The sequence below is a fragment of the Wolbachia endosymbiont (group A) of Sympetrum striolatum genome (genome assembly GCF_947250715.1).
GTDB lineage: Bacteria > Pseudomonadota > Alphaproteobacteria > Rickettsiales > Anaplasmataceae > Wolbachia.
In genome coordinates this window covers 640201-659037 of the sequence record NZ_OX366342.1, presented here as the reverse complement: position 1 = coordinate 659037, position 18837 = coordinate 640201, and the positions used below count along the sequence as shown (strand labels likewise).

Here is an 18837-nt window from a genome sequence, read left to right as displayed (position 1 = left end):
AGAACCATTCAGGTCTTTCTACGATACCGTCCAGCCTATACTTTTGAGAAGGGAATTCTTATCTCCTCTACAGATTTTATATCTAAGAAGAAGCACAGAGTTCCTCCCTTCTCCACCTAATGCTTAAGCTTAAAACATTAGATGCTTTTGACAAGATACAAGTAGAAGGCACTGGGATGACATCATAGAGGCGCTGGGATGACACCCGGACAATCGTCATCCCGCTGCTTGTTAGCGGGATCTAGAGATACCGCGGCGGTATGATGGTTCGTGGCGGTATAATGAAGCTTGAAAGCGGATCACCTTTCACGACCTGTATTTACTTCAGGAGTATTAACAGGTGTTATCGTTGGGTTTTCAAGCTTTGTTGCCTGCTTCAAACCCTCGCTTATACTTTGGTCCTGATTTAAAATTTTATCAAAGTGCTTACTCTTTTGTTGCTCTTCGTTATTTGACGTATCTCTTTGAGCATCTTCTTTTATGCCACGAGCATTTTCCATACTCTTTTCATCCTCACCTAAAAGTTTTTCTAATATTTTCTTAACAAAGCGCTTCAGAAGACTCAAAAACCCTTCTTCTTTTTGATTTTCTTGTGGTTGAGGTGTGGTATCTTTTTTGCCTGGCTCAGTGTTGGGCTTCTCTTTTACAGAACTCTTGCTCACTGAGGGACTAACGATGTGCTCTGATGGCTGTGTATCTGTTTGTACAGAAGCCTCAGAAGTCTTTTTTTGTCCACTCTGTTCAACGCTTTTACCTTCTGCTGTAGTTTCTCTAAGAGTGTTGGCTGCTTCTTGAAATTTTTTGTCATTTTTTGATTCTGCAACTTTTTCACTTGTGAAGATGCCCTTCCCTTTATATTGTTGGTCAAGCTCAGCAATTCTTTCAAAATCTTGACGTATTTTTTCATCTGTACGCCTTTTTTGACTTTCAAATTTCTGATTCAATTCTGCAACGCTTTTCATTTTGTTTTCGAGCTCTTTACTTTTCATAGCCTTTAGAGCCTTTGTTCCTTTTGCAATATAATTAACCTTCTCTTCTAACGGAGTACCTTCTGGAAAAGCACCTGGAGAACGTTCAAAGACACCTTTAAACTTTTTTTCAACACTTTCTTTAGATGTCTGGGCCATACCTGTTACCTATTAAAACATATCATATAACCAGTATATTAGCTAATTATATAAAAAACAGTTAACATAACTTGTGGTAAAGAGTAAGAGCGTCCTATTTATATTTTTTTTATTAAAATGCTATTTACTTATTAAGTTGAAATGTATAACCATATAAGAGATGAAGGATAGTCAATTAGCAGTAGTATTCGATTGGGATAATACCTTAGTTGACACTCAAGATAACATTTTTAATGCTATTAAGCATACCATAAACTCAATGGGGTATAGTAATAAAGCTGCTGATAGAAATTCCCATGAGTCGAGAAAGAGCTATATGGTCAATTTATTTGGCGATCAGTGGAAAAAAGCGAACCAGATATATCAACAATATTTAGACGATGCACTATTGCAAAACATTGCTCTGAATCAAGGAGTAGAGAAAATGTTGCAGACACTGAAAAGCCACAATATTTATCTAGCAATAGTAAGTAATAAGAAAAATACTAATTTACGTAAAGAAGTTGCCTATTTTAAACTAGATTCTTACTTTGAAAGAGTAGTTGGGTCATGCGATACCGCGGAAGATAAACCATCTGCAACCCCACTGCTATTTGCACTAGAAGAGAGTACGTTGCCTATAAATAGAGAAAATGTGTTTTTCGTTGGTGATAGCATCACAGATGTTCTGTGTGCACAAAATGCCAATTGTTTACCTATTATATACGGTCAATCAATAAGCGGTTATGAAGATTTGTCATGTTTTCAACATTTTGATAAACTTACAGATTTTATAATAAAGTATTTAGAAGATAGGTAATGACCGCTGTTACAGAGATTGCCAGTATACAAAGGCGCTTTTGCGCATATTTAATAGATGTAGCAATTTTATTAATTCCAACTTTATTAATTATACTGCTATTAGAGGATTCTCCGTTGATCTTACATCTATCATACATGTGTGTAAATTGTAGTTACTTCACATATTTTATATCTTCAAAGGCCCAAGCAACTCCAGGTCAACAGTTAATGAATATATGTACTATCAATTTAGATAATTCTAAAATAGACTTGAATTTAGCGTTTGACAGAAGCACTTCCCAGTTTTTTCTTCCTTTGTTAAACAGTGTAGTAGTTGTCCTTACTGAATTTTTGCAAGATCAGGAGGTATTAGTGAATGTCTTGAGTGCATTGAAAGTAATTATAATGCTGCTCACTCTCTGCTGGTATCTAGTTGCTTGTTTTTCTAAAAAGAAACAGACATACCACGACATGCTATTTAATACGGTTGTTATCAAAGGAACTATTAAATGAGTTGCTATAATCATCGTTATCATATAAATTATGCTGATAAATTGAACTAAGGGAAGATTATGAATGAAGAGATAGTAAAACATTTGAACAAATTATTGACCAATGAGCTGACTTCTGTACGTCAGTATCTTTTGCATTTTGCGGTTCTCAAAAACAATGGAATTAATAGACTTGCAGAAAAGGTAAAAAATGAGCTTAACGAAGAACTTGAACATGCAAACAAGTTGGCAGAAAGAATTTTATTGCTTAAAGGCGTACCAAATTTTCAAGATACAAATGAAATATCAAAGTATGATGGAAAGTTTGCAAAAGACACAATACAGAAAATCTTAGAGGCTAATTTAAAATTAGAGGGAAAAGGTATTAAGGATATCAAAGAAACGATTTCTATCGCTGAGAAAGAAAAAGATTTTGTTAGTGTAATGTTATTAGAAGAGATGTTAAAAAATGAAGAAGAGCACTTCCATTGGATTGAGAAACAGATAGACCTTATTGAACTAATGGGTGTTGAAAACTATTTAAGAACACAAATATAGAGTGTTAAAAAAAACAGTATTTATTTTAATTATACCTTGCTTGCTTCTTTTTTTATTAGGATTATGGCAAGTATTCAGGTTGAACTGGAAGAATAATATTATTAAAAGTATGAGTCTTCCAGTTGTTTATCTATTGCCCAATAACGACCTTGAAAAATTTAACTATAGGCATGTCAAGATCGATGGGATTCTAAGTGACATAGAACTATATGTTTTTGCAGGGCAACACGGCTATCACGTGCTGTCTCCTATGTTGCTCACCACTGGACGTTACATGTTGGTGAATAAAGGAATAGTCAGAGAAAAAAAGGAGAAAAAAGTAAAAATTGAAAAAGTAGTTGCAGATGGAACTTTATATTGCGATAGCAATAAAAGCAAAAATTGGTTCATCAAAAACGATACTGCTTCGAATACATGGTTTACCCTGAGTACAGAGGAAATTTCCAATGAGTTAGGTATTAAGCTAGAGAAGTGTGTATTGTGGCCGAACAATTTTGGCAGCAAAGTAGCTATACAGCCAATGAAGCATTTGGAATATGCAATCACTTGGTTTGCACTTTCCTTAACTTGGTTGATTATGTGCGTAATTTACTATAGGCAAAACCTCAATAAAGCTTGAAGCTTTCTGTACATAAAATTAGAAAAGTAGTTATTCATCTTTATCACTACCAAGGTCTTTTAACATACTGTAATTGCCTTTTCTAAATCTACTTTTTAAAGACGTAACTCCACTTTCGCTAATACCACTGAGGCTCAGTGCAGCTCCACCTAGCTGCAATCCTATCTCAGATGTTTCAGGAATAATTTTACTAGCTCCTAGATCTCTATAAACCTCCACATTACTCAGATCTGGTAAGCGTATTACAATATTTACATGCGGAAAATTTGCAGCAACTAAGGAAACAACTTTTTTTATAGTAACTTCATTCTTTATTGAAATAACGAGAGCTTGAGCTCTTTCTATTCCTACTGATTTTAAAATTTCACATCTTGTAACATCTCCAAGATATATAGGAAAACTATCACTTTTTCCTTCTTTGACTATTTTTGATTGAATATCTACAACAACGTAACTTAAATGCTCTGCAGTAAGCATTTTTGTTACCATATATCCCACTCTACCAAATCCAGCAACTATTACATGGTTATAAAGATCTTGTGTATCTGTTTCAACAGCTTCATCATCTAATATTATTTTCTCAGTGCTAAATGAGTTTGCTATCCAATCTCCAAGCCCCGATAAAAGAGGAGTGAAAGCCATGGTTACTGTAGTTACCATCATAAGTACTTGAGCGATTTCACTTGGTAGCACATTTAGTTCATTTGCTAAGCGAAATAAAATAAACGCAAATTCACCGCCTTGTGAAAGTAGTAACCCAGCTTGTATAGCAGGTGCACTCTTAAACCCAAAAAATCTACACAATATATATATGATAGATGTTTTTAAAACGATAAGGATAATCGATAATAAAGTAATTAGTGGTAACTTGTTGAGTAAAAGTTCGGTATTGATAGACATACCAACAGTCATGAAAAATAAGCCAAGAAACAAATCTTTAAATGGCAATACTGCGTGTTCTACTGAGTGTCTGTATTCTGTTTCTGCAACTAACAATCCAGCGACAAATGCACCTAATGCCAACGATAAATGGAATTGCTCAGTAATAAATGCTGCTCCTAATACTATTAAAAGCGTTGTTGATATAAAGACCTCATTACTTTCCATTTTAGCAATAACCGAAAATAAAGGTCTAAGCAATAATCTACCAGTTATAAATATCAGCACTAATGCAATAGCTGCTTGCACCAATGAACCTGCCAATGAGCTTATCAGGCTGTGCTCAGAATTGCCAGCAAGTAAAGGTACCAATACTATTAATGGTACCACTGCAAAATCTTGCATTAATAGTACTGCTATTGACAACCTACCAACCTGACTTGCTTGAGAACCTTTTTCTTGCAGAACCTGCAACACTATTGCTGTTGAGGATAGCGCAAGCCCACCACCAATAACTGTTGCTATATTCGTATTCACTCCGAAAGCAAGAGCGATGCACCATATTGCTACCATGGTAACTATAACTTGAAGAGAACCGAACCCAAATACATGAATACGCATAGCGATCAGGCGTTCAAATGTCAATTCAAGGCCTATAATGAATAATAGGAAAACTACACCAAATTCTGCAAGATTATCCATTGCTTCAGCTGAGTGTATCAGATTAAATCCATGAGAACCAATAACTGCACCTGCAACGAAGTAACCGAGCACTGGACTAATATTCATTTTCCAGAACGCTATGACTATAAACACAGCAGCAGAAAGTAAAATTATAATATCAAACAAATGCTGAGAGCCACTGTGCATGATATTTAACCTGTAGAATTAGACCATTTAATTGAGCAGCCAATACTTGATTTTTGGTCAATTGGAGAATTACCAGTTTCTGCAATAAATTTCATAGCTTTAAATAAGTCACTACTTCCTACTTCATAGCTTTGAACCTTTTTTTTTTTTGTGTCATTAAAACGTCCACGATAGCAAAGGTTTAAATTGGAATTAAAGCCAAAAAAGTCAGGAGTGCAAACAGCCCCGTATTCTTTAGCTATTTTCTGTGTACTATCAATTAAATATGGAAATGTAAACTTATTTTCCTTGGCAAAATTAATCATATTTTCAAAGGAATCTTCTGGATATTCATTTACATCATTTGACATTATTGCAACGGTGTTTACCTGATAATCTTTTTTCAATTGATCAACATCGCTTACCAGATTGCTAATAATTGACTGAACGTAAGGACAGTGATTGCATATAAACATTACAATAAGACCATTTTTTCCACAACAGTCACTTAATGTATAGTATTTATTGTCTACTCCCAAAAGATTAAAATCTTTTGCAGTAAAACTAAAATCGACTTTAGGAGTATTCAGAGCAACCATAGACTATTATTATACCATATGTAATTTACGGTCTTATTATTTAAATGTCAAACGGTTTCTATGTATACTGTTTGCATATTCTTTTTTAGTATTATAATTATAAAACTTATGTTCATAACTTTCGAAGGAATAGACGGCTCTGGTAAAACAACACAATCTAAGCTACTTGCAAATCATTTTAAGCAAATTCACGGCGAAAATAATGTAGTGTCGACTCGAGAACCAGGTGGCACTGATTTTGCAGAAAAGATAAGAGGAGTGTTGTTAACAAATAATATTGATCCTATTTCTGAACTCTTGCTACTTATCTCGATGAGGCACGAACATATGAAAAAATTAATATTACCAGCTCTTGCAGAAGGGAAAATAGTGATTTGTGATCGGTTTATTGATTCAACCATTGCATACCAAGGATATGGGTTTGGAGTTGATTTAAAACTAATAGAAGATTTGCACAGGTTGGCTGGAGTTAGATATCCAGATATTACATTTATTCTAGATATTGATGTTAAAGTTGGGTTAAGTAGAGCGAAAGACAAGAATAAATATGAAGAAATGGATGTTAATTTTTATAATAAAGTTGGAAAAGGGTTTAAAGAAATCGCCATAAAAGAGCCCGTTAGGTGCCATGTCATCACTGAAATTGAAACAAAAAATGATAATCAAGTACACACTAAGATTATTGATAAAATCACTATTGCAAAGACTTAACTATATTTATTTAACCTCTACTAATTTAAACCGAACCTTTAACTTGTGATAGAAAATTATTAATTTTAGGTAACATTATTTCACATGAATAACTTTTTGTTTGAGTAGCTAAAAAATCCTGTATTTTGTCTGGATCTTCTTCACTTATTATCTTATATGCCCTTGTGAGGTTCATTAATTCACTTCTATTTTTTTTATTACTTACTTCAGTAATAGTAAAAAATTGATCAAAATGGTCTAAGAGGTCTTTATTTTTTATTGAAGACACAATATCGTCAATTTCTTTCACAGATAATGCAAGTTCGTGTGCTTTACTACGATCTTCAAAACAAAGATTAACAAGCGCGTTGCAAAACCTATCTCTCGTAGTACTTCTCACTTCTGCTAATAAGGATTTAATATTTTCTTGGCAATACACTCTCTTTACTGATTCAGCTGGTTCAACCATACCAAGAACATTCTTTACCAAAGATTTTTTTTCACAACTAAATATGAACATGTAATAACCCATAGATAGAGTAAAGAACAAGAATACGGCTGGGAGCAAAAATGGCACTAGTACATTTTGTGATACAGGAAAGAGAAACCAGACAGCAGTTGCTGCTGATACAACAAGAAATAGCCCTAATAAAGTTAATTGCGCTCTTTTTTTATACTTATGATCAATGACTGCATTTACACCAATAGAAGCTACGTCAACCATTACTCATACCTCATTAAACAGTAATACTAACTGAATGATAGCATTATCGTGATGAAAATGCAACATTATGAATATTCTAATACAATTTATATTGACAGTTACAATTCTGAATGTTTTATTGCAGCGTTAGCTGATTAGCATTTTAAGCTAGGGTCAGATCTAATAGAGAGAGGATTTTTTTATTTTCTCATTCTTCTCATTTTCCTCTCTAACAATTTTTTTTCCGCTTAATATGTCCTTTATTTCATCTCCTGTTAAAGTTTCAAACTCCAGTAGATTTTCGGCAATGAGATCTAAGCCTTTCTTATGCTTGGTCAAAATGTCTTTCGCTTTTTCATAGCAAGAAGACACAACTTTCTTCACTTCTTCATCTATAAGTTTTAACGTATCTTCAGAAATTATCTCAGAACCATGCATAGTTTGTTCGCGATTGTGATAGATCGGACCTATTTTGTCGCTCATTCCCCATTTTGTTACCATAGAACGTGATAAATCTGATGCTAGTTTTATATCTGAAGATGCGCCGCTTGTGACTTTATCATAGCCAAAAATTAGCTCTTCTGCCACACGTCCACCCATTGCAACAGTTATATCTGCTAGTATCTTTTCTCTTGTGAGGGACACTCTATCTGTTTCTGGTAGTCTCATAACTAAACCGAGTGCCCTACCGCGTGGAATAATTGTTGCTTTGTGTATAGGATCAGAAGCAGGCATATTAACAGCAATCATCGCATGGCCAGCTTCATGGTATGCAGTCAGTCTCTTTTCCTCTTCTGTCATAATGAGAGATCGCCTTTCCACACCCATCATCACTTTATCACGTGCATATTCGAAATCATCCATGGTAACAATCTTCTTGTTTCTTCTTGCAGCAATAAGCGCAGATTCGTTCACTAAATTTGCTAAATCAGCCCCTGAAAAACCAGGTGTTCCTCTTGCAACTGTTTTCACATTTACATCAGGGGCCATTGATATTTTCTTTATATGCGTATTTAATATTTTCTCGCGCCCATTTATATCGGGTAAAGAAATAGTAATCTGCCGGTCAAAACGACCAGGCCTAAGCAGTGCTGGATCTAAGACATCCGGACGGTTAGTCGCAGCAATTATTATTACGCCCTCATTAGACTCAAAGCCATCCATCTCAACTAATAACTGATTTAATGTTTGTTCTCTTTCGTCATTACCACCACCAAGACCAATGCCACGATGTCTACCCACCGCATCTATCTCATCTATAAAAATTATACAAGGAGCATTTTTCTTGCCTTGATCAAACATATCACGAACACGGCTCGCACCAACACCAACAAACATCTCAACAAAATCAGATCCAGAAATGCTAAAGAATGTCACATTAGCTTCTCCTGCAATTGCACGAGCAAGTAAAGTTTTACCAGTTCCAGGAGAGCCAATTAAAAGGCACCCTTTTGGTATTTTTCCACCTAATATTTGAAATTTTTGCCTTTGTTTAAGGAAATCAACGATTTCTACTAGCTCTTCTTTTGCTTCATCAATTCCGGCAACATCATCAAATGTTACTTTTTTCCCACTAGTCATGAGTCTAGCCCTTGACTTGCCAAAGCTTATAGTTCTGTTGCCCCCCGCTTGTGTTTGTTTAAGAAAGAATAGCAAAAAGCCAATAAAGATAAATGTTGGGACCCATGAGATAAGTAATCTACCAATTACGCTCATGGCAGAATCTCCAGTTGAAAAGGAGAATCTCACTTTTCTATCATGTAAATTTTTTATTAGGTCGCTATATATAACACCGCTTGAGTTGAAACTTGAACCATCCCTAAACTTGCCCTCAATGCTCTGGTTTTTTATGACAATATTTTCTACATCATTGTCTTCTAGTCTAGTTAAAAATTCCGAAAAAGGTATGGTTGTTTTACTTTTACCTACATTTCCGCTGAACTGAATATAAACAACTGAAATAAGAACAATAATTACTAACCAGATCAATAAGCCTTCTAAAAATTTTTTCATTTCTATTTCTAACTAAGTACTAATCAAGCTTACCAAATTTTGTTTTATCGTGCTATTAATAATGCATTGAACCTTATCGTCATTGGTATTTTTTTCGTTATAATTTACATCAGGATAAGCAAGCACCTTTCCATCTTTTTGTACTGTAGGCAAAGAATAAAAGACTTCAGGGCAGCAGTTGTAAATTTAAAAGGTGTATTTAATTGTGACCACCACTCAGTGTGTTTTTTTTCATGAACAATAATTAACTTCATCTGCTATAAATTCACGTACTAGTAAGTCCATTAGAATTCCTTGGAGCTATACTAAAAAGAGTCTGTAACACATTTCCTACATTTGCTTCTTCATTCTCAGGCTTTTGAAATTCATCCTTAAGCTTTTCAAGTGCATTACTAACATCATTCATGGTAATAACGATTTCTTCTGTGTCCTCTTTTACAATACGATTTCTGGCAAAATCTTTTACAGAATTTACTAAATTAAATAAATCAGCTCCTGAAAAACCTTTAATTCTACCTGCAAGTTCTGTAAGATCTAGATCTTCTGTTCTTGGTGTGTCCTTCATATAAAGATTTAATATTTTCTCACGTAGGTTTTCGTCTGGTAAAGGAATATTAATGTGCTTGGACAAACGACCACTCCTAGTGAGTGCAGAATCTAAAACACCCATAAGATTAGTTGCAGCAATTACTATCACACCCTCTCTAGATTTGAAGCCATCCAATTCAGTCAATAACTGATTTAAAGTTTCTGTATACGCTTGATGACCATAACTGCTACCATCACAGCGCTTTTCACCAACAGAATCAATTTCATCTATAAAAACTATACAAGGAGCATTTTTTCTTGCTTTCTCAAAAAGCTTACGTATATTTCCTGGACCAGTGCCAACATACCGCTGAATAAACTCAGATGCAGAAACACTTATAAATGAAGATTTAGTTTCATTTGCAATTGCTTTAGCAAGCAAAGTTTTGCCAGTCCCCGGTGGACCATAAAAAATGTATCCTGTGTCTTGCGCATAATTTAGCTTTTCGTCTATTTCTATTTCCCTTTTTGACTGAAGTTTACAAATCTTTCTTAACTCTCGTCTTACATCGTCTGAAACTGCAACATCATCAAGTGTTACTTTTTGTTCATTCGTTACTTTAGGTGATGTCATTAGTTCATAAACAACAACACATATTGCCCCAAACACAAAAAGTACAGCTGCAGTACCTGCCACTACACAAGTTACTACAGCGGATTTTATAATGATAGGCATAAAAAGTATAGTGTCCGTAGCAGTCTTAATTCTAAGAAACAGAATATACATAAGATAAATAAAAGCAGCAATTGCTAAACATAACAAAGGGAAAATGAATTTAAAGAACTCTCGCCAAGTTATTTTCATTATAATCCCTCACTAAGATAAATTTTCATCATCGATCATACTATATCGATAATATAAGATTTTTTTGTATTATGCAACTAATAATGAATTGAACCTTATTACTATTGATGTCTTTTGTATCATGAATTACATCAGGATAAGCAAGTACCTTTCCATCTTTTTGTACTGTAGGCAAAGAATAAAAGACTTCAGGGCAGCAGTTGTAATCCTTCAGAAATTCAGGAACTTTTTGTGTTTTTTTTAATGGAGCGATGATAACTGAACACTCTTGATTTCCGAGTATTGTGCAGCTAAATCTGTTATCCCATTGAGTAGGTTCATTTAAAGGTAGGTTTACGGTAATTTCTTGTATCTTTGACGATTCTCTAATTATTAAGATATTTTCTCCATATTTTCTTATTTTGCACCCAGAAAGTGTACAGTTAACATTACTATCCTTTTGCAATATTTTATTAAATATCGCAATAAGGCTATTGTACCTTGGTTTATAATGTTTACTGGCAATTGCCATTATAGAGTAAAGAAGAAGCCTCAAGGCTATTTCCTCTGGCAATTGATAAAATTCACTTAGTTTAATTTCAATATAACCAAGATCATGAACATTAACACAGTCATTAAATGCAAGGCGTGTGTAGTGCATCAACGCTTTTGCAGCTCTTTTCATATGAAGGGCTGTGAGGCATATTCGCTCTGTTAAAATCTCTTGATTGTCACTTGCTTTAAGTAAGCTACGGTATAAAGTTCGCCTGTATTTTAAGTTATAGTTGCTTCTATCTTCGATCCATTTTAACCGGTGAAGCTTAGCGTACTTTTCTATTTCACTACGACTAAAATTTAACAATGGCCTAAATATATAAATACCATTTAAGAAAGATTTGTAATCCATTGATGATAATCCATCTACGCCACTACCTCGCTCCAATCTTAATAAGAACGTTTCTGCTTGATCATCTTTGTGATGAGCAACGAGCAAACATTTAACATTATTGTTTTTACAACACTCTGCTAGTAACTTATATCGTGCTTTTCGTGCCTGTAATTGAATATTACCTTTAATATTTTGCTTCTCCCAATTTAATATGAACGATTCCTTTGCTCCAAGTTCTTTTGCATAACTTGTAACAAAATCAGCTTCTTTTTGAGACTCTGAACGTAACCCATGATTTACTGTTAATGCTATAGGAAGTGAAAGCTTGTTTTTTTTTGCCCAGTTAGTCATTAAGTGCAGTAAGACTATACTATCTACACCACCTGATACTGCAACTGCGATTTGGTTATAGAAAGCAAAGCTATTAGCTATATTTTGAAATAATAACTCTAATTTCATTATGTTTCTTGATGGCAAGATAGTCTCTACGTCATACAGCGACTTATTTGTGGTATATATAGATCCCGCTAACAAGCAGCGGAATTGCTCTCTTTTGTCATCCCAGTGCTTGACACTGGGATCCAGGTTTTAATGCAAGAAACTATTTCTTTATTCCAGAAAATGAAAATTCCACTCTACGATTTTTAGCATGCTCTTTTTCATATTTAGAATTTCTAGAATCATCTTTTACATTAACCAAAGGCTCAGTTTCACCCTTAGAAGCAGTTTTTATTCTGTTTTCTATGTAGGGTGCACAACTAACCATAAATTTTTTAGCTGCATCTGCCCTTCTAGCGCCTAGCGCAAGATTATATTCATGAGAACCACGGTTGTCAGTATGACCAGTTAAAGTAACCTTCGCGTCAGGGTTATCTTGTAACACCTCCATTACGTTAAGTAATGCATCTGCGCTTACTTCAGTAATACTAGATTCATCATAACCAAAGAAAACTCTTTTATCACCTATCTGCTTAACAACAGAATTCATTTTATTTGTTGTATTTGCTCCTTTTTTTTGGCAAGAACTTACACCAGTAAGTAGCAAACAAAAACAGCACATTATAACCAGTCTACTCCACATTACTAAACCTCCATAAATTTTAAAATAGTGCGTAACTTTAATTTCAGTAGCTAATAATCTCTCCATATTGTAATATAGTCAAGAGAAATAAAATACTAAATACTTTTTCTACACCCTTACAATTAATTTTCTTATAATATGCTGGACTCTGAGTAGAAAAATCCAATAAAGGAATAAAAAGTACAATTTTTTATGTACTTTAAGCAAATATACTTTTAACTTTATTATTAATCTATTACGATATTAAAGAGATGTTTTCTAAAACAATGAACAAATTATGAAATCTTATAAGTTTTTAGAGGAAGTATTATATAGGGTAAAGAATATCGAAAATACGCTAAAAGTACTAAACCAAAGCCAATTGAATATAGAGGACAAAGTTGAACAAATGAGTCTTCTAGAAGAAATCAGACATGAAATTATCTCTCATGATGCAATAAAGGAATCATTAGCAGATGCTCTTGGTAACAAAAAAAGTGCAAATACTCAGCAGCTAAAGTTAATAGAGAGAATACATAAAAGCAACAGTGCTTTTCCTATTGATTTAGTAAAGTCTTTATCCAAAGCTAAGGTTGAATGCCAAAATTTATGGAAACTATCTCATTCTGAAACCAGTAACTTAGAAAAACTAAAAGAACGTTTTACTGATTTAATCACACTCATTCGCGAAGTAGCTTCTATAAAATCGCAGCAATTAAAATGCTCAAAATACGACTCACTGCTTGCTGACTATGACTCTGATATCACAGAAAAGAATATAAGGGAAGTATTCCCCAAGGTAGGCAAATTTTTTAGCGAAAATGTGGATGAAATAATTGAAAAGCAGAAAAAGGATAAGGTTACTAATATACAAAGAGTTGCTACTCAGAAGCAGATTGAACTTGGCTCGTTATGTTTACAGCAAATGGGTATTGCACTAAATGAGATTCGTACTTCTTATTACTACCCTATAGATTATGATGAATCTGATTTTTGTTATGGTTTATTTTCACTTTTACGGCATAGTGGTTATGCGATTTATCAAAAATGTTTAGCGCAAAATTCTATAAGTAGCCCAATTACGAGACATGTTATGTATGAAACTCAAGGGTTATTCATGGAAAGGATGATTGGAACATCCAGAGAATTTATTGAGTTCATTCAACCACACATAAAAGAGAAATTTGCTATAAAAGGCAAAACTAATAGCAGTGTTGAAAATTTGCACTTGGTTTTCAATGAAATAAACCTTTCCTCTTCTTTAAAGAACGCAGATGAATTTAGTCTGTTAGCTCATATTATGTTGAGAACTAGGTTAGAACAGGATATAATAAATGGTACACTGGAAGTTAAGGATCTGCACGATGCGTGGCTGGAAGGTATGAAGCACTATAAAATTCCAGTAAAAGCTAAAAATGAGCTGGACACTTATTTTCAAGATGAATATTGGGCAAGCGGTGTTATGGGCTACTTTCCTATAAAAATTATTGCTTTAATTGCTGCTGTGCAGATTTTCTCTTTCGTTAAAAAGAATCATTACGAATCATTAAGTGCTATAATAAAAGGAGATTTTAGTTTACTTATCAGTTGGTTATCTCAAAATATATACAGTGCAAAGTGTGGCCTGGAACTGCTAAAAAAAGTAACAGGCAAGGGTTTAGACGTTGAGTGTGTTACTTACTACCTATCTGAAAAGTATAATTTGTCTCAATAAATGGTTTTCTTGAGTTATGTATGAATTTTGTTCGAAAATTGACCGGAAAGTTTTATAGCCTTTTTACTTTCAAAGGTTTGTTTGCTAGCGATATTGCCATAGACCTTGGTACTGCAAACACTTTAGTTTATCAGAAAAATCAGGGAATAGTGCTTGATGAGCCTTCAGTTGTAGCAAGAGTAAAAGAAAAAGGAAGCTACGTTCCTTATGCTTTTGGTAAAAAAGCTAAAATGATGCTTGGAAAAACGCCTGGAGAAATAGAGGCGATAAGGCCCTTAAAGGATGGAGTTATTGCTGATTTTAAAAGTGCGGAAGAAATGCTAAAATATTTCATACGCAGTGCAAACACAAAATTCACTGTTAATAAACCTAATATTATCATATGCGTTCCATCTGGATCCACGCCAGTTGAAAGGCGTGCTATACAAGATGCAGCAGAAAGTGCTGGTGCAAATGAAGTATTTTTGATTGAAGAACCAATGGCTGCAGCAATCGGAGCTGGGCTCCCAGTTACTGAACCTGAGGGTTCTATGATCGTTGATATAGGAGGCGGTACAACTGAAGTTGCAATTATTTCTTTAAGCGGAATTGTTTATTCACGTTCTGCCAGAGTAGGTGGCGATATTATGGATGAAGCAATAAAATCGTATATTCGTGAAAATCATAAGTTATTAATCGGTGAAACAACTGCTGAAAAAATTAAGAAAAACGTAGGTTCAGCCAGTCTGCCAGGTGAAAATAACAAAGAGGGAATGATAATTAAAGGCAGGGATTTAGTGAGTGGCATGCCAAAAGAAATGCTTTTATCAGAATATCAAGTTGCAGAGAGTTTAATAGAGCCTGTACATCAGATAATTTCTGCTATTAGGACTGCACTGGAGAGCACTCCACCTGAACTTTCTTCTGATATAGTCGATAGAGGAATAATTTTATCCGGTGGTGGTGGATTATTGCGTAACTTGGGCAAAGTTATCAGTGAAACAACAAAATTACCAGTTCGTGTTGCAGATGACCCACTTTGTTGTGTTGCCTTGGGTAGTGGAAAAGTGCTTGAAAACATGGATTATTTTGGCCATGTTTTATTCAAGCAAGATTAAATTGTTTTTGAAGGTAGTTTATCGAATTGTTTTGATGGAATTATGTAATATAAATGAGATCCCAGTGTCACGCACCAAGTAATTTGAAGGCAACTTCCAGCAGGAAAGGGTGTCATCCGAGTAGCTGACACTGGGATCCAGGAAACTTAATTACAAATAAATATGCTGTTTTAATGAATTTGCATAAATAGACACTAGATTCCAGTGTCAGCTACTTTCATGACATCATCTACTATGTAAATTGCCCCCAAATCAAAACGTTTGCACAGTTGTATGTTGGAATGACACAAGATTTGCGTTTATAAATTAAGGCGATTATGCTAAAAGAATTTAAAATTGAACCTCTGCTAAAAGATAGAGCTCCGCACCAGACCAAGGCTATTGTTGCAATGTCCGGGGGAGTTGATAGCTCCGTTGCTGCAGCACTGCTATATAACTTTGGGTACCAGGTGATAGGTGTGACTCTTCAACTCTATGGCACCGACGGTAATGCTAACGCAAGAAAAGGTGCATGTTGTGCTGGACAGGATATTTACGACGCTAAGCGCGTGGCTGAAAGTGTTGGCTTTCCTCACTATATTTTAAACTACGAGGAAATATTCAAAAAGGAAGTAATAGAGGATTTTGCAAGTACCTATATGCGTGGGGAAACTCCCATACCATGCGTAAGATGTAACCAAACGGTAAAATTTCGTGATCTATTGCAAGTTACAAAAAATCTTGGTGCGGATGTGCTTGTAACAGGACATTACGTGAGAAGATTAGAAAAAAATGGTGAGGTAAAGTTGTGCAGAAGCATTGATAAAAGTAAAGATCAAAGCTATTTTCTATTTGCTACAACAAAGGAGCAGTTGAAGCTTTTGCGATTTCCACTAGGTGGGTTCTATAAAAGTGATATAAGAAAATTAGCAAAGTATTTCAGCTTACAAATTTCTGAAAAGCCGGACAGTCAAGATATATGCTTTGTTTCCGAAAGCTATAGTAAAACAATAGCTAAATTAGCTCCACAATCTGTACAGAAAGGTAAAATAGTGGATGTTAATGGAAAAGTGCTAGGCGAGCACAGTGGCATAGTAAATTTTACAGTGGGGCAAAGAAAGGGCTTCGGTATCGCACACAATGAACCTCTTTATGTGATAAAAATTAATACAGAAAATAATGAGGTTATAGTAGGTCCGATCAACGCATTAATGCAAAAAAAAATATTGATCAAGGAGTTAAATTGGTTAGAACAACCAAAGGAAGGTATGGAAGTAACTGTGAAGCTGAGATCATCACATGCGGGAAGTTTAGCAACAATACATTCAACTGACGAAAAAAATAAAGCCTGTGTCATTTTAAACGACGATTACTTTGGCATCAGTCCAGGTCAAGCCTGTGTGGCATATAAAGGTGAACAAGTTATCGGTGGAGGATGGATATGCTCTTAACTGGGTGGCTTAATTTTTTTATGCAGAATGTAAACGTACAATAATATTTATTGCTATTTTACCCTATATCGCTTATACTATAAAGTAGAACATTATAGGTTTTAGCAATGGTTAAGGAAGTTGAAGAACTAATAAAAATTGTTGGTAAGGGTAATTTATTAGAGACTTTGTTTATTTTTTTAGGTGGCTTTCAACATGCCGACTTAGATCGTAGTATGGACTGCAGAAATCATTTTGGTTTGTCTGTATTCATTAAAAAAGAGGGGGAGCCATTAGATGAATATTTTAACTTAAAGTTTAGTCTACAAGGGCTGTTTTTAATTTATGCTCAAGCTTATAAGATACTTAGTGAAAACAACAACCTGAATACTAAAGATGTCATAGATAAAATATATGAAGTTATTAAAGGGTCTGAGTTAAATAGAGATATAAATGAAGTAGTAGAAGTAGATGGAAGTAAATTAGATTTACTTAACATCTTAGCAAATCCAAAGAGAGAAGCAATATTTAAAACAGAAAAAGATTTTGAAAATAAAGTACTTATTGGTGTTAGAAAGTTACTAAATGAAAAAACTACATTAAACAAATATGACAGAGAATTTGCATTAAATAAGTGCATTATCAGCAGCTATTATTCCATTCATGACATAAAAGCAGATAAAGATATAGCATTGTTCTTTTCTTTGGGTGGTCACTATAAAGAACTTTCGTCATCTAACAAAACAGTAAAAAGAGAAGTATTAGAGATATGTGAGAATCAGTTAATAGCGCATTATACAATGTTCTTAGCTAAAGCACTACATATGATCAAGTTATCAAGTAGAGATAAATATACAATCGACCATGAGAATGTGGATCGACAAGAGAAAGAATTAAAAATGGATGGATTAATATATCCTATAAATACAAAAAACACCCTAGAGCAACTGTTAAAAAACCAAAATAGTGATGAATTTGAACAATTAGTAACGAGCCCTAAAAATATATACTACTCAGTGCCACAAGAAGAGAATAAATGTAGGCCAAATTTCATTGTCAGCAAGAAAAAAGAAAAAGACCATAAAAACACAATCTGTAAACTTATTTTGGGTATGTTTGTATTATCTGTTGGGTTATATGTTGCTGATTATTTCCTTATGGAGCAAAAATTGTTCAACTCAATAAAAAATGTTTTGCCACAAGACAACCTTACTAACTTGATAGTTGGTGCGGTGCTTACTATTGTAATAGTATATGCTTTATTTCAATTATCACAGAAACCACCACTTTCAACAGTCAATGGAATGACGAATGAAAATTTAGAATCGCTCCATGCAAAACAAGCTTAGAACTACATAAATGTAGCAACTTAAAAGTACATATTGTATAATGCTTATTCTTAAGTTAAGAAGGTAATTTATGGATTTAAGTAAAATAACAGCGGTACCAAATGCGGTGAATGTGGTAATTGAAATAAGTGCAAATGCTGAGCCTGTAAAGTATGAATTTAATAAAGAGCTTGGGTTGTTACAAGTTGACAGATTTTTGTCTACCTCAATGACTTATCCTTGCAATTATGGGTTTATACCAAATACCTGCGCAGGTGATGGTGATCCTGTGGATGTTTTGGTGCTAACTCAATTTCCCTTAGCATCTAGTGTTTTAATATCGGTGCGTCCAATAGGCGCATTACTCACTAAAGATGAAAAAGGAGAAGATGAAAAGATATTAGCTGTGCCTGTTTCCAGTGTTGATAGCTATTATGACAATATAAAGGACTATTCTGACTTATCTAAAAACCTACTAGATAAAATTGCTCATTTCTTTTCTCATTATAAAGATCTAGAAAAGGGAAAAACGGTAGCAGTTGGAGAATGGGTTGGTGTAGAAGAAGCAAAGAAAATCATTGAAAAAAGCAGAAATTAGTTTTTGTTGATTTATAGCTAAAGTGGCTTAGGTTTGCCTACAATTTGAAAAACAACAAATTC

General features: G+C 34.2%; 19 protein-coding genes and 1 pseudogene. 10 read left to right on the top strand and 10 right to left on the bottom strand.

Translation table 11 applies throughout. The features are described from left to right. Positions 1 to 82: 82 nt before the first annotated feature. Complete coding sequence (locus OOK87_RS03245; RefSeq protein WP_264688051.1) at positions 83 to 220, bottom strand: hypothetical protein; 138 nt, start codon at positions 218 to 220, stop codon at positions 83 to 85. A gap of 79 nt (positions 221 to 299) precedes the next feature. Continuing rightward, positions 300 to 1127, bottom strand: a complete 828-nt coding sequence (locus OOK87_RS03240; protein WP_264688050.1) for a hypothetical protein — start codon at positions 1125 to 1127, stop codon at positions 300 to 302. Positions 1128 to 1287: 160 nt separating this feature from the next. Between OOK87_RS03240 and OOK87_RS03235 the strand changes: the two genes are divergently transcribed. The 4 genes from OOK87_RS03235 to OOK87_RS03220 are packed head-to-tail and all read left to right on the top strand — an operon-like array spanning position 1288 to position 3575. Then, positions 1288 to 1926, top strand: a complete 639-nt coding sequence (locus OOK87_RS03235) for an HAD family hydrolase (protein ID WP_253309895.1) — start codon at positions 1288 to 1290, stop codon at positions 1924 to 1926. Next, the gene (locus OOK87_RS03230; RefSeq protein ID WP_253309894.1) at positions 1926 to 2420 is read left to right on the top strand and encodes an RDD family protein; all 495 of its coding nucleotides are present in this window, start codon (positions 1926 to 1928) and stop codon (positions 2418 to 2420) included. Before OOK87_RS03235 ends, OOK87_RS03230 begins: the two co-directional genes overlap by 1 nt. 59 nt (positions 2421 to 2479) lie before the next feature. Beyond that, positions 2480 to 2956, top strand: coding sequence for a bacterioferritin (gene bfr, locus OOK87_RS03225; protein WP_253309893.1), 477 nt, complete (start codon positions 2480 to 2482; stop codon positions 2954 to 2956). A gap of 1 nt (position 2957) precedes the next feature. Continuing rightward, positions 2958 to 3575 (top strand): SURF1 family protein, encoded by a 618-nt coding sequence (locus OOK87_RS03220; RefSeq protein ID WP_264688049.1) that lies wholly within the window; start codon positions 2958 to 2960, stop codon positions 3573 to 3575. A 30-nt stretch (positions 3576 to 3605) separates the two neighbouring features. Here OOK87_RS03220 and OOK87_RS03215 read toward each other — a convergent pair whose 3' ends face one another. After that, positions 3606 to 5324, bottom strand: a complete 1719-nt coding sequence (locus OOK87_RS03215) for a monovalent cation:proton antiporter-2 (CPA2) family protein (RefSeq protein WP_264688048.1) — start codon at positions 5322 to 5324, stop codon at positions 3606 to 3608. Between the two features lie 5 nt (positions 5325 to 5329). Next, a complete protein-coding gene (locus tag OOK87_RS03210; protein WP_264688047.1) occupies positions 5330 to 5902 on the bottom strand; it encodes a thioredoxin family protein in 573 nt (190 codons plus the stop codon). A 108-nt stretch (positions 5903 to 6010) separates the two neighbouring features. On the opposite strand from OOK87_RS03210, the gene tmk reads away from it, so the two are divergent. Then, a complete protein-coding gene (gene tmk / locus OOK87_RS03205; RefSeq protein WP_253302246.1) occupies positions 6011 to 6613 on the top strand; it encodes a dTMP kinase in 603 nt (200 codons plus the stop codon). Between the two features lie 25 nt (positions 6614 to 6638). Here the strand turns inward: tmk and OOK87_RS03200 are convergent, their stop codons facing one another. From OOK87_RS03200 to OOK87_RS03175, 6 genes and pseudogenes are all read right to left on the bottom strand, one after another. After that, a complete protein-coding gene (locus OOK87_RS03200; RefSeq protein WP_264688046.1) occupies positions 6639 to 7316 on the bottom strand; it encodes a hypothetical protein in 678 nt (225 codons plus the stop codon). Between the two features lie 159 nt (positions 7317 to 7475). Then, positions 7476 to 9308: an ATP-dependent zinc metalloprotease FtsH gene (gene ftsH / locus OOK87_RS03195; protein ID WP_264688045.1), complete on the bottom strand. Its 1833-nt coding sequence runs from the start codon at positions 9306 to 9308 to the stop codon at positions 7476 to 7478. Positions 9309 to 9320: 12 nt separating this feature from the next. Next, positions 9321 to 9491, bottom strand: a pseudogene (locus OOK87_RS03190) (tRNA lysidine(34) synthetase TilS); the annotation flags it as partial. A gap of 82 nt (positions 9492 to 9573) precedes the next feature. Beyond that, positions 9574 to 10533 carry an ATP-binding protein gene (locus OOK87_RS03185; protein ID WP_264688044.1) on the bottom strand — a complete coding sequence of 320 codons (960 nt, stop codon included), beginning with the start codon at positions 10531 to 10533 and terminating at the stop codon, positions 9574 to 9576. A 208-nt stretch (positions 10534 to 10741) separates the two neighbouring features. Continuing rightward, on the bottom strand, positions 10742 to 12028 hold the full coding sequence (gene tilS / locus OOK87_RS03180) for a tRNA lysidine(34) synthetase TilS (protein WP_264688043.1): 1287 nt from the start codon (positions 12026 to 12028) through the stop codon (positions 10742 to 10744). Between the two features lie 142 nt (positions 12029 to 12170). Further along, positions 12171 to 12650, bottom strand: coding sequence for an OmpA family protein (locus OOK87_RS03175; protein WP_319803106.1), 480 nt, complete (start codon positions 12648 to 12650; stop codon positions 12171 to 12173). Positions 12651 to 12927: 277 nt separating this feature from the next. Between OOK87_RS03175 and OOK87_RS03170 the strand changes: the two genes are divergently transcribed. From OOK87_RS03170 to ppa, 5 genes are all read left to right on the top strand, one after another. Then, entirely contained in the window at positions 12928 to 14343 is a 1416-nt protein-coding gene (locus OOK87_RS03170) for a gluzincin family metallopeptidase (RefSeq protein ID WP_264688041.1), read from the top strand. 20 nt (positions 14344 to 14363) lie between these two features. Next, complete coding sequence (locus OOK87_RS03165; protein ID WP_264688040.1) at positions 14364 to 15440, top strand: rod shape-determining protein; 1077 nt, start codon at positions 14364 to 14366, stop codon at positions 15438 to 15440. 317 nt (positions 15441 to 15757) lie between these two features. Then, positions 15758 to 16870, top strand: a complete 1113-nt coding sequence (gene mnmA, locus OOK87_RS03160) for a tRNA 2-thiouridine(34) synthase MnmA (RefSeq protein WP_264688039.1) — start codon at positions 15758 to 15760, stop codon at positions 16868 to 16870. A 107-nt stretch (positions 16871 to 16977) separates the two neighbouring features. Then, on the top strand, positions 16978 to 18198 hold the full coding sequence (locus OOK87_RS03155) for a WD1261 family protein (protein WP_264688038.1): 1221 nt from the start codon (positions 16978 to 16980) through the stop codon (positions 18196 to 18198). 70 nt (positions 18199 to 18268) lie between these two features. Continuing rightward, positions 18269 to 18775 (top strand): inorganic diphosphatase, encoded by a 507-nt coding sequence (ppa, locus tag OOK87_RS03150; RefSeq protein WP_182183735.1) that lies wholly within the window; start codon positions 18269 to 18271, stop codon positions 18773 to 18775. Positions 18776 to 18837 lie beyond the last annotated feature (62 nt).